This is a genomic window from Streptomyces yokosukanensis, assembly GCF_001514035.1.
GTDB lineage: Bacteria > Actinomycetota > Actinomycetes > Streptomycetales > Streptomycetaceae > Streptomyces > Streptomyces yokosukanensis.
Window position 1 is genome coordinate 223,666 of the sequence record NZ_KQ948218.1, and the last position, 25,986, is coordinate 249,651.

The window sequence follows — 25,986 nt, forward strand, 5'->3', positions numbered from 1 at the left end:
GCTACCCGGGGGTCGGTACGCCCAGGACCGGCAGCAGGCGCGACGGCCCCGTCCGCAACAGCCCCGGCGGCAGCAAGGACAGCGGGTCCAGGTAGGACTCCCCTCTGCGCAGGCCCCAGTGCACGCAGGTGACGGGGCAGTGCGACCACGTCGCCTCGACCGTGCCGAGCACCTCACCCGGTCCCACCGCGTCCCCCTTGCTCACCGACGGGTTCACCGGCTCGTACGTCGTCCGCAGAGCGGTCCCCGTCAACTCCACCGACACCACACCCCGGCCCGCCACCCGGCCCGCGAAGGTCACCCGGCCGGCCGCAACCGCCCGTACCGGAGCACCGGGGGATGCGCCCAGGTCCACACCGCGGTGCCCCGGGCCGTACACCGTCGCCGGGGGCTCCCAGCCCCGTAGCACCACCGGCCGGACGCCCACCGGCCAGGCTCGGCCGATGGCCGCCACCCGGCCCCCGGGAGCCGGCGGCGGCGCCGGGGCGGGGGCGTCCGCCCAGGCCAGGGGGGCCAGTACCGTCATCGCCGGGGCCGTCAGCCAAGCCGCGGCCAAGGCCGCGCATCGCCTCACTCGTCGCATGCGAGAACCCTCCCGCAGCCCCGCCGGTCACGGACGGGGGCTGTGGACCGCTCCCCGGTTGTGGACAGCGGCGTCACCCGGTGCCTCGGCGGTCCCGTACACTTCTTCTGGCGATCCGGGTCACCGGGTCGACTTCGCACGCCCCGACACCAGGCCGGTCACCGGCCGGTGTCAGCGCCCCTCGGTCCTTCGCGGCACGGCGCATCGCGGGCGTCAGGCGCGTCCGCCGTCCGGCGGACGCGGCACAACCGAGAACAACGAGGAGTTGCGGCCATGGCCGTCGTCACGATGCGGGAGCTGCTGGAGAGCGGCGTCCACTTCGGTCACCAGACCCGTCGCTGGAACCCGAAGATGAAGCGCTTCATCTTCACCGAGCGCAACGGCATCTACATCATCGACCTGCTCCAGTCGCTGTCGTACATCGACCGCGCCTACGAGTTCGTCAAGGAGACCGTCGCCCACGGCGGCACGGTCATGTTCGTCGGCACCAAGAAGCAGGCGCAGGAGGCCATCGCCGAGCAGGCCACCCGCGTCGGCATGCCCTACGTCAACCAGCGCTGGCTGGGCGGCATGCTCACCAACTTCTCGACCGTCTACAAGCGTCTGCAGCGCCTCAAGGAGCTCGAGCAGATCGACTTCGAGGACGTCGCCGCGTCCGGTCTGACCAAGAAGGAGCTTCTCGTGCTCTCGCGCGAGAAGGCCAAGCTGGAGAAGACCCTCGGTGGTATCCGCGAGATGCAGAAGGTGCCCAGCGCCGTCTGGATCGTGGACACCAAGAAGGAGCACATCGCGGTCGGCGAGGCCCGGAAGCTCAACATCCCGGTCGTCGCCATCCTCGACACCAACTGTGACCCCGACGAGGTCGACTACAAGATCCCGGGCAACGACGACGCGATCCGCTCCGTCACCCTGCTCACCCGTGTGATCGCCGACGCGGTCGCCGAGGGCCTCATCTCCCGCTCTCGCGTCGCCACCGGTGACAAGGGCGAGAAGGCCGCGGGCGAGCCGCTCGCCGAGTGGGAGCGCGACCTGCTCGAGGGTGAGAAGAAGGCTGACGAGGATCCGGCCGCCGAGGCTCCGGCTGCCGAGGCCCCGGCCGCTGAGGCCCCTGTCGCCGAGGCTCCGGCTGCCGAGGCCGCTCCGGCCGAGGAGAAGCCCGCCGAGGGCGAGCAGGCCTGACACAGGCGTTGACAGCGGGGGCGGTACGAAATCCGACAGCGCCTTCGGCGCGGACAAGTCCGCCCCCGCTGTTCACCCGCAGGTCGGCACGAGGTATGCGGTCCGCGGCTATATGTGGAACGCATACCGTGCGGATCTGAAGACCTTCCAGACTTCGAGAAAGACTCACAGACTCATGGCGAACTACACCGCCGCTGACGTCAAGAAGCTCCGTGAGCTCACCGGCGCCGGCATGATGGACTGCAAGAAGGCGCTGGACGAGGCCGAGGGCAACGTCGACAAGGCCGTCGAGGCGCTGCGCATCAAGGGCCAGAAGGGCGTCGCCAAGCGCGAGGGCCGCTCCGCCGAGAACGGCGCCGTGGTCTCCATCATCGCCGACGACAACTCCTCCGGTGTCATCGTCGAGCTGAAGTGCGAGACGGACTTCGTCGCCAAGGGCGAGAAGTTCCAGGCCGCGGCCAAGGCCATCGCCGAGCACGTCGCCAAGACCTCCCCGGCCGACCTCGAGGCCCTGCTCGCCTCCGAGATCGAGGCCGGCAAGACCGTCCAGGCGTACGTGGACGAGGCCAACGCCAACCTCGGCGAGAAGATCGTCCTGGACCGCTTCGCGCAGTTCTCCGACGGCTTCGTGCTCGCCTACATGCACCGCACCATGCCCGACCTGCCCCCGCAGATCGGTGTCCTGGTCGAGCTGGACAAGCCGAACGCCGAGATCGCCAAGGGCATCGCGCAGCACATCGCCGCCTTCGCGCCGAAGTACCTCTCCAAGGAGGACGTGCCGGCCGAGGTCGTCGAGACCGAGCGTCGTGTCGCCGAGGAGACCACCCGCGCCGAGGGCAAGCCCGAGGCCGCCCTGCCGAAGATCGTCGAGGGTCGCCTCAACGGCTTCTTCAAGGACGCCACGCTGCTCGGTCAGCCGTACGCGCTCGACAACAAGAAGTCGGTCCAGAAGGTGCTGGACGAGGCCGGTGTCACCCTGAAGCGCTTCTCGCGCATCAAGGTCGGCATCTGAGTCCGTACCGCGATCGACGCACGACCCGCGGAGGAATCCCGATAGGGTCGACAGCAGTCGTCCGCGCACACCGCCACACCCGGGCGTGGGGCGGACGGCAGCAGATCTGACGAGGAGGCCATTGCCGCGCATGGGAGCGAAAAGCGACCCCATCGGCAATGGCCTTCTTCGTATGTGCAACACGTGAAAGAGGCGGGATCTCCCATGACCACCAAGGCCCAGAAGAGCGACGACGGCAAAGTACGCGGCCGGTTTCTGCTGAAGCTGTCCGGAGAGGCCTTCTCCGGCGGCGGGGGCCTGGGCGTGGACCCGGACGTGGTGCACAAGATCGCCCGCGAGATCGCGGCCGTCGTCCGGGACGGCGCGGAGGTCGCGGTCGTCATCGGCGGCGGCAACTTCTTCCGCGGCGCGGAGCTGCAGCAGCGCGGCATGGACCGGGCCCGCTCCGACTACATGGGCATGCTCGGCACCGTGATGAACTGCCTCGCCCTCCAGGACTTCCTGGAGAAGGAAGGCATCGACAGCCGGGTGCAGACCGCCATCACCATGGGCCAGGTCGCCGAGCCGTACATCCCGCTGCGCGCCGTGCGCCACCTGGAGAAGGGCCGCGTGGTCATCTTCGGCGCCGGTATGGGCATGCCGTACTTCTCCACCGACACCACCGCCGCCCAGCGCGCCCTGGAGATCGACGCCGAGGCCCTGCTCATGGGTAAGAACGGCGTGGACGGGGTCTACGACTCCGACCCGAAGACCAACCCGGACGCCGTCAAGTTCGACGCCCTCGGGTACGGCGAGGTCATCACCCGCGACCTGAAGGTCGCCGACGCCACCGCCGTCACGCTGTGCCGCGACAACAAGCTCCCGATCCTCGTCTTCGAGCTTCTCGCGGAGGGCAATATCGCCCGCGCCGTCAAGGGTGAGAAGATCGGCACGCTGGTGGGCGAACAGGGTAGCCGGGACTGACCCGTACCGGCACCTCCTTCGCCGGGGGCGCCACCTGACCCGCCACCTTTCCGGGGGACGGGCGGGACGCGCCCTGGCCGGGGGATGGACAATGTCCTGCCGGTCCGGAACCGTGCAGGAAGAAGACGCGACGCAGCCGGCCGCCAACCGACTTCAGGAACCGCAGCCGGGCCTTACTCAAGACACACAGGAGCAAGTGGTGATCGAAGAGATCCTTCTCGAGGCCGAGGAGAAGATGGAGAAGGCCGTTGTGGTCGCCAAGGAGGACTTCGCAGCGATCCGCACCGGCCGTGCGCACCCGGCGATGTTCAACAAGATCGTGGCCGACTACTACGGTGCGCTGACGCCGATCAACCAGCTGGCCTCGTTCTCCGTGCCCGAGCCGCGCATGGCGGTCGTGACGCCGTTCGACAAGAGCGCGCTGCGCAACATCGAGCAGGCGATCCGCGACTCCGACCTGGGCGTCAACCCCAGCAACGACGGCAACATCATCCGGGTGACGTTCCCCGAGCTGACCGAGGAACGCCGCCGCGAGTACATCAAGGTCGCCAGGGGCAAGGCCGAGGACGCCAAGGTCTCCGTCCGCTCCGTGCGCCGCAAGGCCAAGGACGCCCTCGACAAGCTCGTCAAGGACAAGGAGTCCGGCGAGGACGAGGTCCGCCGTGCGGAGAAGGAGCTGGACGACACCACGGCGAAGTACGTCGCCCAGGTGGATGAGCTCCTGAAGCACAAGGAAGCGGAGCTGCTCGAAGTCTGATGACCGACTCTTCCTGGGGGGCACCGCCGCCGGCGGGGCAGGCCGGCTTCTGGGGGCCCACCGCGCGTGGGCCTGTCCAGGGGGCCGCCCCGGCGGGTCCCGCGTACGATGCGCCTGAGGCGCAGCACACTCGCCCCATGCCCATCGTGCCCGACGAGCCCGCCCATGGCGGGGGCCAGGACGACGACCGGGGGGCCGCTCGGCCGAGTGGTCCCTTGTTCCAGGACGAGTTCCGCCCAGGGTTCGCACAGCCCCGGACAGTCCCGGCCGAGAAGCAGAATCCGGAGCCCATGCCCGACGCCCACCAGCCGGCGCCAGCGCCGCAGAAGAAGAGCGCGGGCCGTGACCTGAGCGCGGCCATAGGGGTCGGGGTCGGGCTCGGTGTGGTGATCATCGCCTCCCTGTTCGTCTACAAGGCCGTGTTCGTCGGTGTGGTCGCGGTCGCCGTCGTCGTCGGTCTGTGGGAGCTGACCAGCAGGCTGCGGGAGCGCAAGGGCATCAAGGCGCCGCTGGTGCCGCTCGCGGTCGGCGGTGCGGCGATGGTGGTCGCCGGGTACGTGCGCGGCGCCGAGGGCGCGTGGGTCGCCATGGCGCTCACGACCCTGGCCGTCCTGGTCTGGCGCATGACGGAATCCCCGGAGGACTATCTCAAGGACGTCACGGCGGGCGTCTTCGCGGCGTTCTACGTGCCGTTCCTCGCCACGTTCGTCGCGATGATGCTGACCGCTCAGGACGGCCCCTGGCGCGTCCTGACGTTCCTTCTCCTCACCGTCGTCAGCGACACCGGCGCGTACGCGGTCGGCTGGCGCTTCGGCAAGCACAAGCTCGCCCCGCGCATCAGCCCCGGCAAGACCCGCGAGGGCCTGCTGGGCGCGGTGCTGTTCGCGATGGTCGCGGGCGCGCTGTGCATGCAGTTCCTGATCGACGACGGCACCTGGTGGCAGGGTCTGCTGCTCGGTCTCGCGGTCGCGGCCAGCGCCACGCTGGGCGACCTCGGCGAATCCATGATCAAGCGTGACCTGGGCATCAAGGACATGGGCACCTTGCTCCCCGGCCACGGCGGCATCATGGACCGCCTGGACTCACTCCTGCCGACGGCCCCGGTGGTCTGGCTGCTGATGGTGGTCTTCGTCGGCTCCGCGTGAGCCCTGTGCCGTACGGCTTCCGGGCCCCCGTCCTGTGAGAGGGCGGGGGCCCGTCGCGTGTCCGGGGGCGGGGCGGCCGTGGGGGGCGCCTCAGACGGCGGGCGTGGCGCGGATGGCGGCGATGTCGAACTGCAGACGTACCGTCTCGCTCACCATGGTCCCGCCCTGAAGGAGCCGGGCGTCGTACGTCAGACCCCAGTCGGAGCGGTTGATGGTGGTGGTGCCGTCGAAACCGACGCGCTCGTCGCCGAACGCGTCCGTGACATGACCGATGTAGGTGAGTTCCAGATCGACGGGGCGGGTGGTGTCCTTGATCGTGAGATCGCCGGTCATCCGGTAGACGTTCTTGCCCACGAGCTGCACGGTCGTGCTCGTGAAGGTCATCCGCGGGTGAGCCGCGGCGTCCAGGAACTCCCGGCCGACCAGATGCGCGTCGCGCTGCTCCACGCCGGTGTCGACGCTGGCGGTGTAGAGCACGAGGTCGGCCCGGGAGCGGGCCGGGTCGCGGCCGTCGAAGCGCAGCCGGCTCTCGTACTGCGTGAAGGCGCCGCGCACCGTCGTGACCATCGCGTGCCGCACGGAGAACCCGATCCTGCTGTGCGCGGGATCGATCATCCAATCGCCGGTGAGGTCCGCCAGCGCGGGATCCGGCAGAACGGCGGTGGCACGGGCACTGGCCACCGGGGCGGCGGTCGCCACGGCAGCGGCAGCCGGCTGCGCGCGCCGGTGGAAGGAGGAGTTGCGGCCGAAAAGGTTCATGGCTCATGTGGTTACGTCAGGGCCAGGGACGGGACAAGGCCCGACCAGGAAACCCGACCGTTCGTCAGCAGAACTTCACAGGCCACCGCGTGCACAACCCCGGCAACCGGCTCCGCGGCGTCGTCGCCCCGCGCAGCCTCACGGCCCGAAGACCACGGGAAGAAGGCTTTCCGCCGGAGCTCGCGGCCGTCCGCGTCCGCGGAAAGCGACGCGTACGGCCTGGGCCCGCCACGATCTTGTCCGGGCCGTCCCCGACCCGTCCGGGGCCGCCCGGCAGCGACCGGTGACGACGGGTGCCGACAGCCGTGGCGACCGACGCCCCAGGTCACCCAATTGGATCTGAGACACTGGTACAGCCATGCCTAAGCCCGGAGAACTCACTTTCGTCGCGCCGCGCGGAGCCCAGAAGCCGCCGCGGCATCTTGCCGATCTCACGCCTGCCGAGCGCAAGGACGCGGTGGCCGAGACCGGTGAGAAGCCGTTCCGCGCCAAGCAGCTCTCGCAGCACTACTTCGCGCGGTACGCGCACGACCCGCAGCAGTGGACCGACATCCCCGCCGGGGCGCGCGACAAGCTCCGCGACGCGCTGTTCCCGGAGCTGATGACGGTCGTCCGGCATCTGTCGACCGATCAGGGGACCACGCGCAAGACGCTGTGGCGGCTGTTCGACGGGACGCTCGTCGAGTCCGTGCTGATGCGGTATCCGGACCGGGTGACCATGTGCATCAGCTCGCAGGCGGGCTGCGGCATGAACTGCCCGTTCTGCGCCACGGGCCAGGCGGGCCTGGACCGGAATCTGTCCACCGCCGAGATCGTCCACCAGATCGTGGACGGGATGCGTGCGCTGCGGGACGGCGAGGTGCCGGGTGGTCCGGCGCGGCTGTCCAACATCGTGTTCATGGGCATGGGCGAGCCGCTCGCCAACTACAAGCGCGTCGTCGGCGCCGTCCGGGCGCTCACCGACCCGGCCCCCGACGGGCTGGGGCTGTCGCAGCGCGGGATCACCGTGTCCACCGTCGGGCTCGTGCCGGCCATCCACCGGTTCGCCGACGAGGGCTTCAAGTGCCGCCTCGCGATCTCCCTGCACGCCCCCGACGACGAGCTGCGCGACACCCTCGTCCCCGTGAACACGCGGTGGAAGGTGCGCGAGGTGCTGGACGCCGGGTTCGAGTACGCCGAGAAGAGCGGGCGCCGGCTGTCGATCGAGTACGCGCTGATCCGGGACATCAACGACCAGGCCTGGCGCGGTGACCGGCTCGGCCGGCTGCTCAAGGGCAAGCCGGTGCACGTCAACCTCATTCCGCTGAACCCGACGCCGGGGTCGAAGTGGACCGCCTCGCGACCCGAGGACGAGAAGGCGTTCGTCGAGGCGATCGCCGCCCATGGCGTGCCGGTGACGATCCGGGACACCCGTGGGCAGGAGATCGACGGGGCCTGTGGTCAGCTGGCGGCCACCGAGCGGTAATCTGGCCGGGTCACCCACATCTTCATAGCGCTCACAACTTCACAGCACCCACATCTTCATATTCCGACAGGGGAGCGCCACAGCGCTGAGAGTGCGGCAACCGGGCCGCAGACCCTCTGAACCTCGCCCAGGTCATTCTGGGTAGGAAGTTCGGTCATCACTCGAGCTGTTGCGCCCTGCCCGGCCGCCTTCGCACAAGGCCGGACGGGGCCGCGTTCTTCCTGGTCAACCCCAGGAGGACATCCAGTGCACAACAAGACCTTCACGGCCGTGGCGGTCGGGCTCGGCCTGATCGCGCTGTCCGCGTGCGGATCGTCGGACACCAAGAGCGCCGCGGACGCCAAGACCGTGACGCTCGTCAGCCACGACTCGTGGGCCGTCTCCAAGAGCGTGCTGCGGGACTTCGAGAAGAAGACCGGGTACAAGGTCCACGTCCTCAAGGACGGCGACGCCGGCCAGGCCGTCAACAAGGCGATCCTGACCAAGGACAACCCGCAGGGCGACGTCTTCTTCGGCGTCGACAACACCCTGCTGTCCCGCGCTGTCGACAACGGCCTCTTCCAGCCGTACACGGCCAAGGGCCTCGACAAGGTCGGCGCCGCCTATCAGCTGGACCAGGGCAGGCACCGGGTCACGCCCGTCGACTACGGCGACATCTGCGTCAACTACGACAAGGCCTACTTCAGCGCGCACAAGCTGACCCCGCCGCAGTCCTTCGCCGACCTGACCGAGCCGAAGTACAAGAACCTTCTGGTCACCGAGAACGCTGCTACCTCCTCACCCGGCCTCGGCTTCCTGCTCGGCAGTGCCGCGCGGTTCGGCGACCAGGGCTGGCAGGGCTGGTGGAAGAAGCTCCAGGCCAACGGCGTCAAGGTCGTCGACGGCTGGGAGCAGGCCTACTACCAGGAGTTCTCCGGGTCGTCCGAGGGCAAGAAGGCCGGCGGCGACCGGCCGCTGGTGGTGTCGTACGCCTCTTCCCCGCCCGCCGAGGTGATCTACGCCAAGAAGCGGCCCAGCACCGCCCCGACCGGCGTGGCGAGCGGCACCTGCTTCCGGCAGATCGAGTTCGCGGGGCTGCTGAGCAACGCCAAGAACCCCACGGGCGCCAAGGCGTTCATCGACTTCCTGGTCTCCAAGGAGTTCCAGGAGGACATGCCGCTGAACATGTACGTCTACCCGGTGCTGAACGGCGCGAAGGTGCCCACCGAGTTCACCGAGTACGGCCCGGCCGCCCAGCACCCCGAGACCATGGCCCCCGGCAAGATCGCCGCCAATCGTGACCAGTGGGTCAAGGCGTGGACGTCACTCGTACTCAAGTAGCGAGGACCCGGCGGGGGAGCGCGGCGCGGCTCGGGCTGCTGGCCCTGCCCGTCGCGTTCTTCGCCGTGTTCTTCGCCTGGCCCGTCGCCGCGATCGTCGCGCGCGGGCTCAAGGCGGACGGCGCCTGGCAGTTCGGGCGGATCGCGGACGTGGTCACGCAGCCGGACATCCGGCACGTGCTGTGGTTCACCACCTGGCAGGCGCTCGCCTCCACCGCGCTCACGCTGCTCCTCGCGCTGCCCGCCGCGCATGTCTTCGCCCGGCTCGACTTCCCGGGCAAGCAGCTGCTGCGGGCCGTGGTCACCGTGCCGTTCGTGCTGCCGACCGTCGTCGTCGGCAGCGCGTTCCTGGCGCTGGTCGGCCGGGGCGGCCTGCTGGACGAGCTGTGGGGCGTACGGCTGGACACCACGGTGTGGGCGATCCTGCTGGCGCACGTCTTCTTCAACTACGCGGTCGTCGTACGGACCGTGGGCGGGCTGTGGGCCCAGCTCGACCCCCGTCAGGAGGAGGCCGCCCGGATGCTGGGCGCCTCGCCGCTGAAGGCCTGGCGCAAGGTGACCCTGCCGGCCCTGGCGCCCGCCGTGGCCGCCGCCGCGCTGATGGTGTTCCTGTTCACCTTCACCTCCTTCGGTGTCGTCCAGATCCTCGGCGGCCCCACGTTCTCGACCCTCGAAGTCGAGATCTACCGGCAGACCTCCGAGATCTTCGACCTGTCCTCGGCCGCGGTCCTCACCCTCGTCCAGTTCGTCGCGGTCGGCGCGATCCTCGTCGTGCACGCCTGGACGGTGCGGCGCCGGGAGACCGCCCTGCGCCTCGTCGACCCCAGGACCACCGCCCGTCGCCCGCGCGGCGCCGGCCAGTGGGCCCTGCTCGCCGGGGTCCTCGCCACCATCGCGCTGCTGCTGGTCCTGCCGCTCACCGTGCTCGTCCGCCGCTCCCTCGACGCGCCCGGCCTCGGCTACTACCGGGCGCTCGCGCACGCCGACGGCGGTACGTTCCTGGTGGCGCCCGTGCACGCGGTGTGGACCTCGCTGGAGTACGCCGTCGCCGCCACGGCCATCGCCGTGGTGATCGGAGGTCTCGCCGCCGCCGCGCTGGCCCGGCGGGACGCCGGCCGGCTGGTGCGGGGCTTCGACGCGCTGCTGATGCTGCCGCTCGGGGTGTCCGCCGTGACGGTCGGCTTCGGCTTCCTCATCGCCCTCGACAAGCCGCCGCTGGACCTGCGGCAGTCCTGGATTCTCGTGCCGCTCGCACAGGCGCTGGTGGGTGCCCCGTTCGTCGTACGGACCATGCTGCCGGTGCTGCGCGCGGTGGACGCCCGGCTGCGCGAGGCCGCCGCCGTGCTCGGGGCTTCGCCCTGGCGGGTGTGGCGGGAGGTGGACCTGCCGATGGTGCGGCGGGCGCTGCTGGTCGCGGCCGGGTTCGCGTTCGCCGTCTCGCTCGGTGAGTTCGGGGCGACCGTGTTCATCGCCCGGCCCGACAACCCGACGCTCCCGGTCGCTGTGGCCCGGTTGCTCAGCCGCCCCGGAGACCTCAACTACGGCCAGGCGATGGCCCTTTCGACCATTCTGATGGTGGTGTGCGCCGTCGCCCTGCTGATCCTGGAGCGGCTGCGCACCGACCGGACGGGGGAGTTCTAGATGCTGCTCAGCCTCGACGCCGCGACCGTGCGCTTCGGCGAGCGGGCCGTGCTCGACGCGGTCGGCCTCGACGTCGCCGAGCACGAGGTGGTGTGCGTGCTCGGGCCCAGCGGCAGCGGGAAGTCGACGCTGCTGCGGGCGGTCGCCGGGCTGCAGCCCCTGACCGGCGGAAGGATTCTGCTCGATGGCCGCGACCAGTCCGGCGTACCCGCGCACAAGCGGGGCGTCGGCCTGATGTTCCAGGACCACCAGCTCTTCCCGCAGCGGGACGTCGGCGCGAACGTGGCGTTCGGGCCGCGCATGCGCGGTGTCGCCAGGCGTGAACGGGACGCCGAGGTGGGGAAGTTGCTGGAGCTGGTCGGACTGCCGGGCGCCGCCCGCCGGGCCGTGGCCTCCCTGTCCGGCGGCGAGCAGCAGCGCGTGGCCCTCGCCCGCGCGCTCGCGCCGAGGCCCCGGCTGCTGATGCTCGACGAGCCGCTCGGCCAGCTCGACCGCTCGCTCAGGGAACGCCTGGTGGTCGAACTGCGCGAGCTGTTCGGCCGGTTGGGGACGACCGTGCTCGCCGTGACCCATGACCAGGGCGAGGCGTTCGCGCTGGCCGACCGGGTGGTGGTGATGCGGGACGGGCGGATCGCGCAGTCCGGCACGCCGCTCGAGGTGTGGCAGCGGCCCGCCGACGCGTTCGTGGCCCGCTTCCTCGGCTTCGACAACGTGGTCGGCGGGACGGTCGCCGGTACGGCCGCCGACAGCCCGTGGGGCAAGCTGCCGGTGCCCGAGGGCTCCCCGCAGGGCGGGCGCACCCTGGTGGTCCGGCCGGCCGGGGTGCGGCTCGTGGCGGCCGACGCCGGCCTGCCCTGCACGGTGACCGCCCGCACCTTCAAGGGCAGCCATGTGGCCGTCCGTCTCCAGCCCGGGGACGGACCCCGCCTGGAGGCCGCCTGCGCACTGCGGGACGCGCCGGAGGTCGGTGAGGCGGTCGGCGTGGAGTTCGACGCGGCCGAAATCGCCGTGCTCGACTGATCACCGCCCCCCTAGGGTGAGGGGCATGACTTTGCTCGCGCATGACCGCTACTGTGACGAAATCGCCCACCAGGTCGAACAGTTGAGGGCTGTCGTGACCTCCGGCGCCGATCTGTCCGCGACCGTGCCCACCTGCCCGGACTGGTCGCTGGAGGACCTCGTACGGCATATGGGGGGTGCCCTGCGCTGGGTGGACACCCTTGTGCGCACCCGGGCGCAGGAGAACGTTCCGGCGGAGCGGATCCCGCTGGCCAAGGGGCCGGAGAAGCAGGGCGACGCGGCCGCCCTGGACGAGTGGCTCGCCGAGACCGGCGACCTGGTCGTCGCCGCTCTGCGCGAGGCCGGGCCGGACACCGCGGTGTGGGCCTGGGCCGGGGTGGCGAACTCCGCGTTCTGGGCGCGCCGGATGGCCCACGAGATCACCGTGCACCGTGCCGACGCCACGCTCGCGGCCGGGCTGCCGTACGAGGTCGCGCCGGACATCGCCGTCGACGCGCTGGACGAGTGGCTGCAGCTCGTGCAGTGGGTGCAGCGGAACATGCCGCACGACGCGGCCAAGGACCTGCGCCGCCCGGGCAGCAGCATCCATCTGCACGCCACCGATCCGGCGCTGAACGCCGAGTGGCTGATCGAGCTGGGCGAGGAGTCGATCGCCTGGCGGCGCGGGCACGAGAAGGCCACGGTGGCCCTGCGCGGCCCGGTCACCTCCGTGCTGCTCGCCTTCTACCGCCGGCTGCCGCTGGACAGCCCCGGACTGGAGGTGCTCGGCGAGCGGGAGTTGCTGGAGTTCTGGCTGCGGCGGGCCACCTTCGGCTGACGCGGGTCGGACGGACGACCGCGGCCCGTCCCCTGGGGATAGGGGGACGGGCCGCGGTGGCGTACGAAGGGGTGAGGCGTCAGCCGTTGTCGCGCGCGCCACGACGGCGCATGCCGAAGAAGACCGCGCCACCGCCGACGACGACCAGCGCGCCCGCGATGCCGGCGATCAGGCCGGTGTTGGAACTGGCGCCGGTCTCGGCGAGGTTGGAGTCACCTGCCGCCGGGGACGGCGCGTTGCTCGGCACGGTGCCGGCCGGCGCGGAGCTGGACTCGGAGGCCGAGGGAGTCGGGGTCGCCGACTGGGCCGGGGCGGACTTCGACGGCGACGGCTTCGGCGTCGAGGAGGCCGGCGGGGTCGGGGTCGGGCTGTCGGTCTTGCAGGCGGTGGACGCGGTCACCAGGTCGGGCTGGACGTCCTCGTCGACGATGTGGCCTGCCTTGACGTGGACGCGGTACGTCGCGTTCGGCTTCCAGTCCTCCTGGATGCTGACCGCAGTGCCCTCGGCCGAGCCCTTGACCTCCTGCTGGCCCACCTTGTTCTCGACGCCACCGGTGCCCTTGAGGAACACGGAGACGATGGCCGAGGTACCGGAGGCGTCGGTGTCGGTGACGACGATGACGCCCTTGTCGCCGTCGCACTTGGCTTCGGCCTTGAAGTCACGGATGTTGCACGCGAGGGCGGAGCTGGACAGACCCAGCACCACCGCGGCCGAGGCGGAGGCAACACCCAGAATGCGCACGGAACGGCGTGCGCTACGGCGGGTTATGGACACGTTTGTCCTTTACAGAGTGCATAACTGCGGGGGGCTTTGGGGGAGTTGGGGCGACGGATGAGGTGAGGCCCCAGCACCCCCAGGAGGCTCACAGGTCTATAAGCGCTCCGTAAGCAGTGTCAATGCATATGCCGCCGAGGGGTGTTGGCTTTACCCGCTCATTAACCACCGGGACGTTTGATCGCGTCCGGAGCCCGCTCGTTCCGGTCAACCGGGGCGATACGGACTCCGTCGAACGACATGGACCGACAGATGAACCGACGGATGGACCGACGGGTGGCGCCCGGCCCGGAACGGGTCAGCCCTGGACGGCCGTCGGGTCCATCCACATGACCTCCCAGGAGTGGCCGTCGAGGTCGTCGAAGCCGCGCCCGTACATGAAGCCGTGGTCCTGGGTCTGGCCGCTCGGCTTGCCGCCCGCCGCGATCGCCCTGTCGACCAGCTCGTCCACCTTCTCGCGGCTCTCGGCGCTCAGACAGACCAGCACCTCGCTGGTCGTGGTGGCGTCGGCGATCTCCTTCTTGGTGAAGGTCGCGTAGAACGGCTTGGTGAGCAGCATCGCGACGATGGTGTCGCTGATCACCACGGAGGCGGCGTTCTCGTCGCTGAACTGCGGGTTGATCGTGTAGCCCAGGTCCGTGAAGAACCTCTTCGAGGCGTCGAGGTCGTTCACGGGCAGGTTCACGAAGATCATCTGCTGGTACATGAGGGTCTCTCCCGTAGTGGTTCGTGTGAGGGTCGGCGTGTTCGGTGGGTAGACCGGTGCCCCCGGGAGAACTCACCGGTCAGCGGGCCACCGGGAGTGCCGCCACGCCGGCGATGACGAGGGTGAGCGGCCCGAACACCGCCAGCAGGGCCCCGGCGCGCAGGGCGGCGGCCGCGCGCAGCGTGGTGACCGGGGCGCCGAGCCGCAGCAGCGCGGCGGTCGTGTCGGCCCGGCACTGGCGGGTCTCCACGGCCGCGGTGAGCACGGTGGCGACCGTGCAGCCGGTGACGAGCAGCGCGCCCAGGGTGGTCAGCGGGCCGAACGCCGGGGGTGAGCCGGCGTACAGCGTGGTCATGGCGTAGCCGGCGGACGTGACCGCGCTGACCACACCGAGAGGGCGGCCGATGCGGGTGGCCTCCGTCATGAGGACCCGGCCGGCGAGGAGGCGCAGCGCGCCGGGCCGGGTGGACTGCAGGAGCCGGCCGCACAGATGGGTGAGACCGGGGGCGGCGAGGACCAGGCCGCCGGCGGTGAGGAGCCAGCCGGCGAGCACGGCGAGGTTCGAACCGCCGGCGTAGGCCTGGACGGTGAGGCCCGTGGCGAGGAGGGCGACCCCCCAGGGGAAGTCGACGGGCGCGCCCTTCGGGCGCTGGTCTTCGGGGTCGCTCCAGTCGGCGTCCGGTGTCGGGGGCTCGGCGTCGGTCGCGGTCCGGGACCTGTCGGTCCGGGACCTGTCGGACGCCGGCCTGTCCGGCCGGGAGCCGTCGAGCCGAGGGTTACCGGCATGAAGACTGCCGGTCTGGAGGCTGCCGGTCCGAGGGCCGTCGGTGTGCGGGCTGTCGGTCTGCGGGCCGTCCTGCCCGCCGTCCTCGGCCGGCCGCTCGGCGACGCCGCTGCCCGAGGGCCGGCGGTCGCCCGGGGAGGGGCGGCCGAGGCGGGCGCCGAAGCGTCCGTACGCTCCGAACGTCTCCCGCGCCACCGCGCGGCCGTACGCCCCGAAACGGCCGTACGCGCGCACGCTCGGGGAGGCGGGGCGGGGGTCCCTCGGCTGCAGGGACAGGGCCACCGTCGTCGAGGCGGCGGCGGGGAGCAGGGCCAGCAGGGTCAGGGCCGCCGGGACGGGCAGCGGGAGGTCGGCCGCCAGGAAGTCCGCCGCCGCGCCGTCGAAGGGCATGCCCGTGAGGTCGCCGCGCAGATGGAGGAAGACCAGCAGGGCGAGCAGCGAGCCGAGCGCGCAGGACAGGGCCGTGGTCAGCGCGGAGATCGCCATCAGACGTGCTGGGCCGAGGCCTACGGCGGACAGGCCGGAGCGCGGCCGGGTGCCGGGGTCGGTGCGGGCGACGGCGAGCGCGAAGTAGACCGTGGCGGCGAACGGCACCGCGCACCAGGCGAGCCGCAGCGCGGCGGCGCCGGCCCGTTCCGGGTGGCCCAGGGCGTAGCCGAGGCAGGCCAGCATCAGGAAACCGGTGCCGCCGGCCGCCGCGGCCACCAGCAGGCGGCGCAGTTGGACGGCGGGCCGGGCCGCGCGGGTCAGACGGAGAGCGAGCACGCGGCCCGGCCTTCCGTGTCGTTCGCGTCCGGCAGGTGCAGGGTGCTCACGCGCCGGCCGTCCAGCAGGGCCAGGGTGCGGTCGGCGAGGGCGGCGGCGCCGGGGTCGTGCGAGGCGAGGACCACGGTGATGGCGTGCGAACGGGCGGCCGTGGTGAGCGTGCGCAGCACCTGGGTGCGGTCGGCGTGGTGCAGCGGTGCCGTGGGCTCGTCGGCGAACAGCACGGTGGGGGCCGGGACCAGCGCGCGGGCGATCGAGACACGCTGTCGTTCGGCCTGCTGGAGTTCGTAGGGGCGCTTGCGTGCCTTGTCGCCGACGTCGAGCCGCTCCAGCCACTCCAGCGCGGCGATCTTGGCCCTGCGGCGGCCGGCGCCGCGCAGCATCAGGGGGAGCGCGACGTTCTCCCAGGCGTTCAGCTCCGGGACCAGGACCGGCGCGGGATCGATCCAGCAGAAGCGGTCCCGACGCAGCCGCTCGCGGCGCATGGGGCCGAGGGTGTGCAGGGGCGTGCTGTTGAACCAGACCTCGCCCATGCGCACGGGCACCAGGCCGGACAGACAGCGCAGCAGGGTCGTCTTGCCGCTGCCTCGCGGACCGGTGACGGCGAGGATCTCGCCCTCGCGCACGGCGAGCGAGACCCCGGCGAGTGCGGGCGACCCGTCGGGGTGCCTGAAGTGCAGCGAGCGTGCCCAGAGCACGTCGTTGTCCGGCGGTGCCTCCATGGGCGTACACCTCGTTCTGATCCGTATTTCCCGCGCCTGTTCCCTCGTCCGGGGGAACGAACGCTGGGCTGATCGGTCACTGGAACGCTAGGCAGCCGTCACCGGAGGGCCGGACAGCACACGGCCCCGGGCCGCCGTTCTCACTCGAACGGGGGCACCGGGGCCGGTGTTGATCATCCAGAAGGATCATCCGAGGATCCGCGGAATCGGGATCTGCGGATCTTCGAGGACGATCGGTGCTGCGAGGACGGTCAGAGCTTCGTCCACGCCTCCGTGAGGGTGGCGCGCAGGATCTGCTCGATCTCGTCGAAGGTCTCCTGGTTGGAGATCAGCGGCGGGGCGAGCTGGATGACCGGGTCACCGCGGTCGTCGGCACGGCAGTACAGGCCGTTCTCGAACAGCGCCTTGGAGAGGAAGCCGTACAGGACGCGCTCGGTCTCCTCGTCGTTGAAGGACTCCTTGGTGTTCTTGTCCTTCACCAGCTCGATGCCGTAGAAGAAGCCGTTGCCGCGGACGTCGCCGACGATCGGCAGGTCGTGCAGCTTCTGCAGGGTCTGCAGGAAGGCGCCCTCGTTGTCCAGCACGTGCTGGTTGAGGTTCTCGCGCTCGAACAGGTCGAGGTTGGCGAGGCCCACGGCCGCCGAGACCGGGTGGCCGCCGAAGGTGTAGCCGTGCAGGAAGGTGTTGTCGCCCTTGTAGAACGGCTCGGCGACCCTGTCGGAGACGATGCAGGCGCCGATCGGGGAGTAGCCCGAGGTCATTCCCTTGGCGCAGGTGATCATGTCCGGGACGTAGCCGAACTTGTCGCAGGCGAACATCGTGCCCAGGCGGCCGAAGGCGCAGATGACCTCGTCCGACACGAGCAGCACGTCGTACTTGTCGCAGATCTCGCGCACGCGCTGGAAGTAGCCGGGCGGGGGCGGGAAGCAGCCACCGGCGTTCTGCACGGGCTCCAGGAAGACCGCGGCGACGGTCTCCGGGCCCTCGAAGAGGATCTCCTGCTCGATCTGGTCGGCGGCCCAGCGGCCGAAGGCCTCAGGGTCGTCGCCGAAGAGCGGGGCGCGGTAGATGTTGGTGTTCGGCACCTTGTGCGCGCCCGGGACCAGCGGCTCGAAGGGGGCCTTCAGACCCGGCAGGCCGGTGATGGACAGGGCGCCCTGCGGGGTGCCGTGGTAGGCGACGGCACGCGAGATGACCTTGTACTTGGTCGGCTTGCCCTGCAGCTTGAAGTACTGCTTGGCGAGCTTCCAGGCGGTCTCGACGGCCTCGCCGCCACCGGTGGTGAAGAAGACCTTGTTCAGGTCGCCCGGGGCGTAGTCGGCGAGCCGCTCGGCCAGCTCGACGGCCTTCGGGTGGGCGTAGGACCACACCGGGAAGAAGGCCAGCTCCTGGGCCTGCTTGAAGGCGGTCTCGGCGAGTTCCGTGCGGCCGTGACCGGCCTGGACCACGAAGAGGCCCGCGAGACCGTCGAGGTAGCGCTTGCCCTTGTCGTCGTAGATGTAGGTGCCCTCACCCCGGACGATGGTCGGGACGGGGGAGTTCTCGTACGAGGACATGCGGGTGAAGTGCATCCACAGGTGGTCGTACGCGGTGCGGCTGAGGTCCTTCTGGGTCACGGTTATCGGGTTCCCCACATGTAGGTCTGCTTCTTCAGCTTCAGATAGACGAAGCTTTCGGTGGAGCGCACCCCGGGCAGGGCCCGGATGCGTTTGTTGATGACGTCCAGCAGGTGGTCGTCGTCCTCGCAGACGATCTCGGCGAGGATGTCGAACGAGCCCGCGGCCATCACCACGTACTCGACTTCCGACATGCCGGTCAGCGCGTCCGCGATCGACTCGACATCGCCCTCGACGTTGACACCGACCATCGCCTGCCTGCGGAAGCCCACGGTGAGCGGGTCCGTGACGGCGACGATCTGCATCACGCCCTGGTCCAGCAGCTTCTGGACGCGCTGGCGCACGGCCGCCTCCGACAGGCCGACGGCCTTGCCGATCGCGGCGTACGGCCTGCGGCCGTCCTCCTGGAGCTGCTGGATGATGGCGAGGGAGACGGCGTCCAACTGGGGGGTGCCGCCGTTCCTGGACTCGCGGGTGGAGTCCCTCTGGTCTGCGCTTCGACTGGCCACGACCTCACTGTGCACGAGGTCTCGGCAGTTCCGCAAGCCTCCAGCGATGAAATTCGTTGTTTGAGACTCTGAACCTTGCGGATTTCGCAGAACTGGCGGTGGTGGGGGTGTTGAAAACGTGGCTCCGACGACTAGGGTGGGTGTCTCAGCAATCGGACAGTGAGCACCAGATCAGGAGGCCGGCAGTGAGCACCGAGCTGCGTCGTCTGCGCAACTACATCGACGGTGAGTTCCGGGACGCCGCCGACGGGCGGACCACCGAGGTGGTCAACCCCGCGACGGGCGAGGCGTACGCGACCGCCCCGCTCTCCGGACAGGCGGACGTGGACGCCGCCATGGAGGCCGCCGCCCGTGCCTTCCCGGCCTGGCGCGACGTGACCCCCGCCGAGCGGCAGAAGGCGCTGCTGAAGATCGCCGACGCCTTCGAGGAGCGCGCCGAGGAACTGATCGCGGCCGAGGTGGAGAACACGGGCAAGCCGACCGGGCTCACCCGCTCCGAGGAGATCCCGCCGATGGTCGACCAGATCCGCTTCTTCGCGGGCGCGGCGCGGCTGCTCGAGGGCCGCTCGGCCGGTGAGTACATGGAGGGCATGACCTCGATCGTGCGCCGTGAGCCGGTCGGCGTCTGCGCCCAGGTCGCGCCGTGGAACTACCCGATGATGATGGCCGTGTGGAAGTTCGCCCCGGCGATCGCCGCGGGCAACACGGTCGTCCTCAAGCCCTCGGACACCACCCCCGCCTCCACCGTCCTGATCGCCGACATCATCGGCTCGATCCTGCCCGAGGGCGTCTTCAACGTCGTCTGCGGCGACCGTGACACCGGCCGTCTGATGGTCGAGCACGACACCCCGGCGATGGCCTCGATCACCGGCTCGGTCCGCGCGGGCATGTCCGTCGCCGAGTCCGCCTCCAAGGACCTCAAGAGGGTCCACCTGGAGCTGGGCGGCAAGGCCCCGGTCGTGGTCTTCGAGGACACGGACATCGCCAAGGCCGTCGAGGACATCTCGGTCGCGGGCTTCTTCAACGCCGGCCAGGACTGCACGGCCGCGACCCGCGTCCTCGTCCAGGAGTCCATCCACGACGAGTTCGTGGCCGCGCTGGCGAAGGCCGCCGCCGAGACGAAGACGGGTCAGCCGGACGACGAGGACGTCCTCTACGGCCCGCTGAACAACCCGAACCAGCTCAAGCAGGTCTCCGGCTTCATCGAGCGCCTGCCCGCCCACGCCAAGGTCGAGGCGGGCGGCCAGCGGGTCGGCGACAAGGGCTACTTCTACGCCCCGACCGTCGTCTCGGGTCTGAAGCAGGACGACGAGATCGTCCAGAACGAGGTCTTCGGCCCGGTCATCACCGTCCAGTCCTTCGCGGACGAGAGCCAGGCCGTCGAGTGGGCCAACGGCGTCGAGTACGCCCTCGCCTCCTCGGTGTGGACCAAGGACCACGCCCGCGCGATGCGCATGTCCAAGAAGCTCGACTTCGGCTGTGTGTGGATCAACACCCACATCCCGCTGGTCGCCGAGATGCCCCACGGCGGCTTCAAGAAGTCCGGCTACGGCAAGGACCTGTCGGCGTACGGGTTCGAGGACTACACGCGGATCAAGCACGTGATGACGTCCCTGGGCGAGTAAGGCTCCAGAACACCGGCCCCGGGCAGGAAGCCTCCCTGCCCGGGGCCGCGGTGTGTCACTGCGCCGCCACGAAGTGGAGCGGCTGGTAGGGGATCACGCCGGTGCCGCGGCCGGCGGGCCAGTCGATCTCGGGCTCCGCCGAGCGGTTGAGGAGGGACAGCGGGGGCTGGACCGCGTCGACCGGGGCGATGCGCCGCGCCACCGCCAGCTGCTCAGGGCTGTGGTTGGACAAGCCGATCGCCCGCACCTTGCCTTCCGCTTCCAGATCGGCCGTCACCTGACGGCGGCGGTGTCGATCCAGTTCACGCCCAGCTCGACCGCCCGGTGCACGGTCTCGATGGACTGCCGGTCGTCCTGACGGGGTGTTGGAGGCCGTGGGCCGGGCGCTGCGCCTGGGCCCGGCCGAGCGGGCGCACCTGCGCAACCTGGCCCAGCCCGGCCCCGCCTACGTCTGCGACCACCTCACCCAGGTGCCGGCCTGGAACGCGCTCGCCGCAGCGGTCTTCGGCGACTTCGGCGACATGCCGTGCGAGCGGCGGGCGTTCGCGCACCTGATCTTCCTGGACCCCCGCTACCGTGCCCTGTTCGCGGACAGCCGGGGGCTGACCGGCGCCGGAGCGACGCATGGCCCAGGCATGACCGGGGCATGACCGCCGCCGATCGACAAGGTGTCGGGCAGGCAGGGGCATGCTCGACGCTGCGTCGATTGTCCGTTCAACGGGCGGGGAGGCATCCTTCCTGGGTGCCCCAGACTTCCTCTCGTACGTCCGTGATGTCACGCCGCTCCCTTCTGCGCGCCCTCGGCGGCACCGCGGCGCTCGGCGCCCTGGCCGGCTGCGGGGTGCCCGCCGCCTATGTCGCGCCCGGCGACCGGGCCGTCGCCGACGAGTCCGCGGCCGACAAGAAGCTGACCTGGGCGAACTGGCCGCTGTACATCGACACCGACGACAAGAACCCGAACCGGCGGCCCACGCTGGAGGCGTTCGGGAAGCGCACCGGGATCAAGGTCGACTATGTCGAGGAGATCAACGACAACGACGAGTTCTTCGGCAAGATCAGCCCGGCGCTGATGAACCACCAGTCCACCGGCCGCGATCTGATCGTCATGAGCGACTGGATGTGCGCGCGGTTCGTGCGCCTCGGCTGGGTGGAGCAGATGGACCGCGCCCGTCAGCCGAACGTCGCGAAGTACCTGGACCCGCTGCTGCGCTCGCCCGCCTTCGACAAGGGCCGGCTGTGCACCGTGCCGTGGCAGTCGGGCATCACCGGCATCGCCTACAACCGCAAGAAGCTCGGCCGGGAGATCCGGCACGTCAAGGATCTCTGGGCGAGCGACCTCAAGGGCCGGGTCACGCTCCTGTCCGGCCTGGACGAGTCCTTCGCGCTGCTCATGCAGGGCGACGGCGTGGACATCACGCGGTGGACGGCGGCCGACTTCCACACGGTCTGCGACGAGGTGGAACGGCAGATCCACCGCGGCCAGATCCGCCGCTTCACCGGCAACGACTACACCAAGGACCTGGTCAGCGGCGACGTGCTGGCCTGCCAGGCCTACTCCGGCGACGTGATCCAGCTCCAGGCCGACAACCCCGACATCCGCTTCGTCGTCCCCGAGGAGGGCGCCGAACTCTGGTCGGACTCCCTGATGATCCCCAACCGGGCCCGCCACAAGGCCAACGCCGAGCGCCTGATCGACTACTACTACGACCCCGCGGTCGCCGCGAAGCTCGCCGCCTGGGTCAACTACGTCTGCCCGGTCCCGGCCGCCAAGGAGGTCCTCGCGGCCTCACCGGACAAGGACACCGCGGCCCTCGCCGACAACCCGCTGATCTTCCCCGACAGCACGATGCGCCGACGCCTCGCCATCGCCCGCGACATCACCTCCACGGAACGGGTGGAATTCGCCAAGCGCTGGAACAAGATCGTGGGGTTGTGACCGGAGTGGTACGCCGGCAAGACCGAGGACACGGCGGGGAAGTTCGAGCGCGAATGCACGCGGGGAAGTTCGAGGGCGAATTCACGGCTTACGCCAACGGCTTGACCTGCGGTGACCTCGACGACAAGGTCAAGCTGCTGCCCGCCGACCCGGAGGCTGCGGCGGTCCTGAAGGGCTGGGCGGCACAGGAGGACGCTCTGCTGGACGTGGCGGGGCTCGACCTGACCGGCGTTGATATTTCGGGAGCCGATCTTGCGAATGGGCTGTTGACGGAGACAGTCCTACGGAAAGCCAATCTCTCCGGCTGTGACCTTTATCGCGCTCATCTGGAGGGTGCCGTCCTCGCCGAAGCCGACCTCTCTGACGCCGGCCTGGTGAAGGCTGTTCTCGATGGAGCCTCCTTGGCCGGAGCGAACCTGGACGGCGCAGACCTGGGCAGTGCGGAGCTCTGGGGGGTCGACGCCTCCGGAGCAAGTCTGCGAGGAAGCAAGCTGGAGGGCGCGGCCCTGCTGGAGACCAAGCTGTACGGGGCGGACCTGTCCCATGCGACGGTTCGGGAGACCTCCTTCAAGGTGTTGCTGGACGACCGCAGCATCGTCGAGGGGCTGACGGGCACCGTTTTCGGCCCCGCCCGGGTAGCCGGGGCAGACGGTGCGCGAGAGATCAGTGGCCGGGACCTTGAGGTCTGGCTGAACGAACGCGGGGCGCGAGTGGAAGTCCTCACCCCCTGAGCACCCGGCGGGGGCCGGGGCGGAAGCGGCAATCGGGACCACAGCCCAAGAACCCGAGTGCCCCGGTTATCCGGATTTACCGACAGAGATCACCTTCAGCCCGGTGAATTCATGCGGTATTACGCTGTCGTCAGCCATGCCTTCTGAATCCATGGCAGCTCCTGAAACCGGCTGGTTTCGGATCACAATACGGAGCGAGTTCCGACAACTCACCGGCAGAAACAGGCGCGCGTGAGTGGCGGCGAGGTCGTGCCAATCCTTCGGTTGACGAGTGAAGATTGTGTATTAGGGTGAATGCGTTCCTGTCGATCGCCATCGAACGGCAGGACGTCCCGGGGAGTTCCGCCCCATCCGTTCTCAAGTCGCCCGTGTGCGGCCGAGTTGATCCCTGGCGTCGTATCGTGACGGCGCCGCAGCCGAATGGCGGACCCTGCTCTGACACCGAATTTCCCCCATGGTGATGACGATTCAATCTGAAGCGGGAGGCGCCCGGTGATGTTCTCCCGTGCGTCGCGAGGACGCCGTGGCGCAGCGGATGCGACGGCGCAGCCACCGGAATCGGCAGCGCCTCCTTCCGCTCCCCCGCCCCCGGAGCCGAGTCCGCCCCCGGAGTCGAGTCCGCCGCCGGACCTCGTGCCGCTGACCGCCGAGGAAATCGCCCTGATGCGTGCGAGCGTGGCCGTGGTCGGCCCGTACGCGGCGGACATGACGGTGTATTTCTACGCCATTCTGTTCACCCGCTACCCCGAGGTGCGCGGGCTCTTCCCGGACAACCTGGACGTTCAGCGCGACCGGTTGCTGCGCGGGCTGCTGCGGATCGTCGACCTCGTCGACGACCCGGAGAACCTGATCCGGTTCTGCGGCAGGCTCGGCCGCGACCACCGCAAGTTCGGGGCGCTGGACGGCCACTACCCCGCGGTGGGCGAGTGCCTGCTCGCATCCCTGGCCCGCTACGCCGGCCCGGCGTGGAGCCCGGAGCTGGCCGCCGCGTGGACGCACGGCTACGACGTCGTCGCACAGGTGATGACGCACGCCGCGGGGGAGGACGCCCGCACGGCGCCCGCGGTGTGGGAGGCGGAGATCATCCACCACCTGCACCGCGGCCACGGCATCGCGGAGATCACCGTGCGGCCCGACGCGCCCTACCCGTACACGGCAGGCCAGTACGCGAGCGTGGAGACGCCCTGGCACCCCAAGGCGTGGCGCTACTACTCGCCCGCGCACGCGCCGAGACCGGACAACACCGTGACCTTCCACGTGCGCGCGGTCGCCCAGGGCCAGGTCAGCCAGGGCCTGGTCTACAGCGCCAAGCCCGGGGACGTGGTCCGGCTCGGACCCACTCAGGGCGACATGACGCTCGACCCGCGCACCGACCGGGATCTGGTGTGCGTGGCCGGCGGGACCGGCATGGCCCCCATCAAGGCCCTGGTCGAGGACGCGGTCCGCATCGGGGCGGAGCGCTACGTCGACGTCTTCGTCGGCGCGCGGACCGCCGAGGAGCTCTACGGCCTGGACGACATGCTCAGGATGTCCCAGCGGCACCACTGGCTCTCTGTGCGGGCCGCGGTGTCGCACGAGCGTATTGCGGGGCTGGAGGGCACCCTGCCGCGGGTGCTGAACGAGTTCGGGCCGTGGTACCGGCACGAGGCGTTCCTCTCCGGGCCGGTGGACATGGTCACGCAGGCCAGCGCCGCCCTGGCCCGGCAGGGCATCCCGCAGGAGCGGATCCATTTCGACCCCTTCGACGTGCCCGCACTCGAGGCCGCGCTGCTGCCCCGGCGGTTGCGCGAACGGCCCGAGGGCTGAGCGTGCGGCCCGACCCGGCCGACCCGGCCCGGTCGTGCGGCCACTCGCTCGCCGTGCCCGCGTGAGCATCAGACCCCGAGCAGGAGAGAACCCGGTGCAACTCCCCCCTTCGTCCGACCCGGCTCGGTGCCGCCCGTCGGCGCACGAGGCCGTCCTGGCTGCGGCCGAGGTGTTCATCCGCCAGTACGCCGCCGAGAACCCGGGCACCGGCGATCCGCGCCGGCGGCTCGCGGAGGTCACCGCGGAGGTGGAGCGCTTCGGCACGTACGCGCACACCCCGGCGGAGGTGGCGTTCGGCGCGCGCGTGGCCTGGCGCAACGCGGCGCGCTGCATAGGCCGGCTCTACTGGAACAACCTGATCGTGCGGGACCTGCGGCACGTCACGCATCCCGACGACATCGCCAGTGAGTGCTTCGAGCATCTGCGGATCGCGACCAACGGAGGCCGTATCCGGCCGGTCATCAGCGTCTTCGCCCCCGACAGCCCCGGCCGTCCCGCCGCCACGCTGCTGAGCGAACAGCTGGTGCGCTACGCGGACGACCCGCGCAGCGCCCGCCGGGTGGCGCTGGCCAGGGACCTGGGCTGGAAGGGCGGCGAAACCCCCTTCGAGGTGATGCCGTTGCTGGTGCAGCCCGGCTCCGGCCGGAGCCCGGAGTTCTACGAGGTGCCCGAGGACGCCGTGCTGGAGGTGCCGTTGACGCATCCGCGCCATCCCGGGTTCGCCGGCCTCGGTCTGCGCTGGTACTCGGTGCCGGCCGTCAGCGACATGTCGCTGGAGATCGGCGGGATCACCTACCCGGCCGCGCCCTTCAACGGCTGGTACATGGGCACCGAGATCGGTTCCCGCAACCTCGCCGACACCAACCGCTACGACCTGCTGCCCGCCGTCGCCGAACTGTTCGGCCTCGACACCCGGGACGAGCGCACCCTGTGGCGGGACCGCGCCCTGGTCGAGCTGAACCTGGCGGTCCTGCACTCCTACGACCAGGCGGGGGTGAGCATGGCCGACCACCACACGGAGTCGCGGCGGTTCCTCGCGCACGTGGACCGCGAGAAGCGGCACGGGCGCCCGGTACCGGCCGACTGGAGCTGGATCGTCCCGCCCCTGTCCGGAGGGGCGACCGCGGTGTTCCACCGCTACTACGACCCCGAGGACCCCGACCAGCGGCCGGCCTTCGTGCACCGCACCACGAAAGTGCCGAAGCAATGCCCCTACGGCGCGGCCTGAGCGGCGAACCGGTTCGCCCGTCCGGCGGCGCGGATCCGCCTGTCGTCTTTCGGCTGATTTGGCGCATGGCTGACCAACTCCCCTTGCTCCTACGATGGAAGCCGCCGTCGGGGGAGGGTGGAC

At 70.4% G+C, this 25,986-nt stretch carries 25 protein-coding genes; 16 read left to right on the top strand and 9 right to left on the bottom strand.

The features are described 5' to 3' along the window. Position 1 precedes the first annotated feature (1 nt). Positions 2 to 526 (bottom strand): peptidoglycan DD-metalloendopeptidase family protein, encoded by a 525-nt coding sequence (locus tag AQI95_RS30190; protein ID WP_208614300.1) that lies wholly within the window; start codon positions 524 to 526, stop codon positions 2 to 4. A 330-nt stretch (positions 527 to 856) separates the two neighbouring features. Here AQI95_RS30190 and rpsB point away from each other — a divergent pair, with 330 nt between their 5' ends. The 5 genes from rpsB (at position 857) to AQI95_RS30215 (ending at position 5,639) form a co-directional block, all read left to right on the top strand. Continuing rightward, positions 857 to 1,762, top strand: coding sequence for a 30S ribosomal protein S2 (gene rpsB, locus AQI95_RS30195; protein WP_067130808.1), 906 nt, complete (start codon positions 857 to 859; stop codon positions 1,760 to 1,762). A 175-nt stretch (positions 1,763 to 1,937) separates the two neighbouring features. Next, positions 1,938 to 2,774 carry a translation elongation factor Ts gene (gene tsf / locus AQI95_RS30200; protein ID WP_067130811.1) on the top strand — a complete coding sequence of 279 codons (837 nt, stop codon included), beginning with the start codon at positions 1,938 to 1,940 and terminating at the stop codon, positions 2,772 to 2,774. Between the two features lie 204 nt (positions 2,775 to 2,978). Further along, positions 2,979 to 3,737, top strand: a complete 759-nt coding sequence (gene pyrH / locus AQI95_RS30205) for a UMP kinase (RefSeq protein ID WP_067130814.1) — start codon at positions 2,979 to 2,981, stop codon at positions 3,735 to 3,737. Positions 3,738 to 3,936: 199 nt separating this feature from the next. Beyond that, positions 3,937 to 4,494, top strand: coding sequence for a ribosome recycling factor (gene frr / locus AQI95_RS30210; RefSeq protein ID WP_067131072.1), 558 nt, complete (start codon positions 3,937 to 3,939; stop codon positions 4,492 to 4,494). Then, positions 4,494 to 5,639 (top strand): phosphatidate cytidylyltransferase, encoded by a 1,146-nt coding sequence (locus tag AQI95_RS30215; protein ID WP_079071546.1) that lies wholly within the window; start codon positions 4,494 to 4,496, stop codon positions 5,637 to 5,639. Before frr ends, AQI95_RS30215 begins: the two co-directional genes overlap by 1 nt. Positions 5,640 to 5,729: 90 nt before the next feature. Here the strand turns inward: AQI95_RS30215 and AQI95_RS30220 are convergent, their stop codons facing one another. Continuing rightward, positions 5,730 to 6,398, bottom strand: a complete 669-nt coding sequence (locus AQI95_RS30220) for a YceI family protein (protein ID WP_067130819.1) — start codon at positions 6,396 to 6,398, stop codon at positions 5,730 to 5,732. A 358-nt stretch (positions 6,399 to 6,756) separates the two neighbouring features. Between AQI95_RS30220 and rlmN the strand changes: the two genes are divergently transcribed. The 5 genes from rlmN to AQI95_RS30245 all read left to right on the top strand — a co-directional run bounded on the left by rlmN (position 6,757) and on the right by AQI95_RS30245 (position 12,660). Further along, the gene (gene rlmN / locus AQI95_RS30225; RefSeq protein WP_067130822.1) at positions 6,757 to 7,863 is read left to right on the top strand and encodes a dual-specificity RNA methyltransferase RlmN; all 1,107 of its coding nucleotides are present in this window, start codon (positions 6,757 to 6,759) and stop codon (positions 7,861 to 7,863) included. 246 nt (positions 7,864 to 8,109) lie between these two features. After that, a complete protein-coding gene (locus AQI95_RS30230) occupies positions 8,110 to 9,183 on the top strand; it encodes a thiamine ABC transporter substrate-binding protein (RefSeq protein WP_067130826.1) in 1,074 nt (357 codons plus the stop codon). A 38-nt stretch (positions 9,184 to 9,221) separates the two neighbouring features. Further along, the gene (locus AQI95_RS30235) at positions 9,222 to 10,823 is read left to right on the top strand and encodes an ABC transporter permease (protein WP_067131075.1); all 1,602 of its coding nucleotides are present in this window, start codon (positions 9,222 to 9,224) and stop codon (positions 10,821 to 10,823) included. Further along, the gene (locus tag AQI95_RS30240) at positions 10,824 to 11,843 is read left to right on the top strand and encodes an ABC transporter ATP-binding protein (protein WP_067130828.1); all 1,020 of its coding nucleotides are present in this window, start codon (positions 10,824 to 10,826) and stop codon (positions 11,841 to 11,843) included. It begins immediately after the preceding gene. Positions 11,844 to 11,868: 25 nt separating this feature from the next. Next, complete coding sequence (locus AQI95_RS30245; protein WP_067130832.1) at positions 11,869 to 12,660, top strand: maleylpyruvate isomerase family mycothiol-dependent enzyme; 792 nt, start codon at positions 11,869 to 11,871, stop codon at positions 12,658 to 12,660. A gap of 79 nt (positions 12,661 to 12,739) precedes the next feature. On the opposite strand, the gene AQI95_RS30250 is transcribed toward AQI95_RS30245, so the two are convergent. The 6 genes from AQI95_RS30250 to AQI95_RS30275 form a co-directional block, all read right to left on the bottom strand. After that, positions 12,740 to 13,435, bottom strand: a complete 696-nt coding sequence (locus AQI95_RS30250) for an LAETG motif-containing sortase-dependent surface protein (RefSeq protein WP_208614301.1) — start codon at positions 13,433 to 13,435, stop codon at positions 12,740 to 12,742. 298 nt (positions 13,436 to 13,733) lie between these two features. Then, a complete protein-coding gene (locus AQI95_RS30255) occupies positions 13,734 to 14,141 on the bottom strand; it encodes a VOC family protein (protein WP_067130838.1) in 408 nt (135 codons plus the stop codon). Positions 14,142 to 14,220: 79 nt separating this feature from the next. Beyond that, the gene (locus AQI95_RS30260) at positions 14,221 to 15,690 is read right to left on the bottom strand and encodes a hypothetical protein (protein ID WP_067130840.1); all 1,470 of its coding nucleotides are present in this window, start codon (positions 15,688 to 15,690) and stop codon (positions 14,221 to 14,223) included. Beyond that, complete coding sequence (locus tag AQI95_RS30265) at positions 15,672 to 16,412, bottom strand: ABC transporter ATP-binding protein (protein WP_067130843.1); 741 nt, start codon at positions 16,410 to 16,412, stop codon at positions 15,672 to 15,674. Before AQI95_RS30265 ends, AQI95_RS30260 begins: the two co-directional genes overlap by 19 nt. Before the next feature lie 251 nt (positions 16,413 to 16,663). Then, positions 16,664 to 18,046 carry an aspartate aminotransferase family protein gene (locus tag AQI95_RS30270; protein ID WP_079071547.1) on the bottom strand — a complete coding sequence of 461 codons (1,383 nt, stop codon included), beginning with the start codon at positions 18,044 to 18,046 and terminating at the stop codon, positions 16,664 to 16,666. Then, complete coding sequence (locus AQI95_RS30275; RefSeq protein ID WP_067130848.1) at positions 18,031 to 18,552, bottom strand: Lrp/AsnC family transcriptional regulator; 522 nt, start codon at positions 18,550 to 18,552, stop codon at positions 18,031 to 18,033. The genes AQI95_RS30270 and AQI95_RS30275 overlap by 16 nt, the downstream gene beginning before the upstream one ends. Before the next feature lie 170 nt (positions 18,553 to 18,722). Here AQI95_RS30275 and AQI95_RS30280 point away from each other — a divergent pair, with 170 nt between their 5' ends. Then, positions 18,723 to 20,162, top strand: a complete 1,440-nt coding sequence (locus tag AQI95_RS30280; RefSeq protein WP_067130850.1) for a gamma-aminobutyraldehyde dehydrogenase — start codon at positions 18,723 to 18,725, stop codon at positions 20,160 to 20,162. A 55-nt stretch (positions 20,163 to 20,217) separates the two neighbouring features. Here AQI95_RS30280 and AQI95_RS49215 read toward each other — a convergent pair whose 3' ends face one another. Next, on the bottom strand, positions 20,218 to 20,439 hold the full coding sequence (locus AQI95_RS49215; protein WP_067130853.1) for an aldo/keto reductase: 222 nt from the start codon (positions 20,437 to 20,439) through the stop codon (positions 20,218 to 20,220). An 85-nt stretch (positions 20,440 to 20,524) separates the two neighbouring features. Here AQI95_RS49215 and AQI95_RS46685 point away from each other — a divergent pair, with 85 nt between their 5' ends. The 5 genes from AQI95_RS46685 (at position 20,525) to AQI95_RS30310 (ending at position 25,863) form a co-directional block, all read left to right on the top strand. Next, positions 20,525 to 20,812 carry an MmyB family transcriptional regulator gene (locus tag AQI95_RS46685; protein ID WP_244188893.1) on the top strand — a complete coding sequence of 96 codons (288 nt, stop codon included), beginning with the start codon at positions 20,525 to 20,527 and terminating at the stop codon, positions 20,810 to 20,812. Between the two features lie 122 nt (positions 20,813 to 20,934). Next, positions 20,935 to 22,098, top strand: coding sequence for an ABC transporter substrate-binding protein (locus AQI95_RS30295; protein ID WP_208614304.1), 1,164 nt, complete (start codon positions 20,935 to 20,937; stop codon positions 22,096 to 22,098). Positions 22,099 to 22,151: 53 nt separating this feature from the next. Beyond that, positions 22,152 to 22,829 (top strand): pentapeptide repeat-containing protein, encoded by a 678-nt coding sequence (locus AQI95_RS30300; RefSeq protein WP_079071548.1) that lies wholly within the window; start codon positions 22,152 to 22,154, stop codon positions 22,827 to 22,829. A 663-nt stretch (positions 22,830 to 23,492) separates the two neighbouring features. Beyond that, complete coding sequence (locus tag AQI95_RS30305) at positions 23,493 to 24,635, top strand: globin domain-containing protein (RefSeq protein WP_067131081.1); 1,143 nt, start codon at positions 23,493 to 23,495, stop codon at positions 24,633 to 24,635. A gap of 94 nt (positions 24,636 to 24,729) precedes the next feature. Beyond that, positions 24,730 to 25,863 carry a nitric oxide synthase oxygenase gene (locus AQI95_RS30310; protein ID WP_425264929.1) on the top strand — a complete coding sequence of 378 codons (1,134 nt, stop codon included), beginning with the start codon at positions 24,730 to 24,732 and terminating at the stop codon, positions 25,861 to 25,863. Positions 25,864 to 25,986 lie beyond the last annotated feature (123 nt).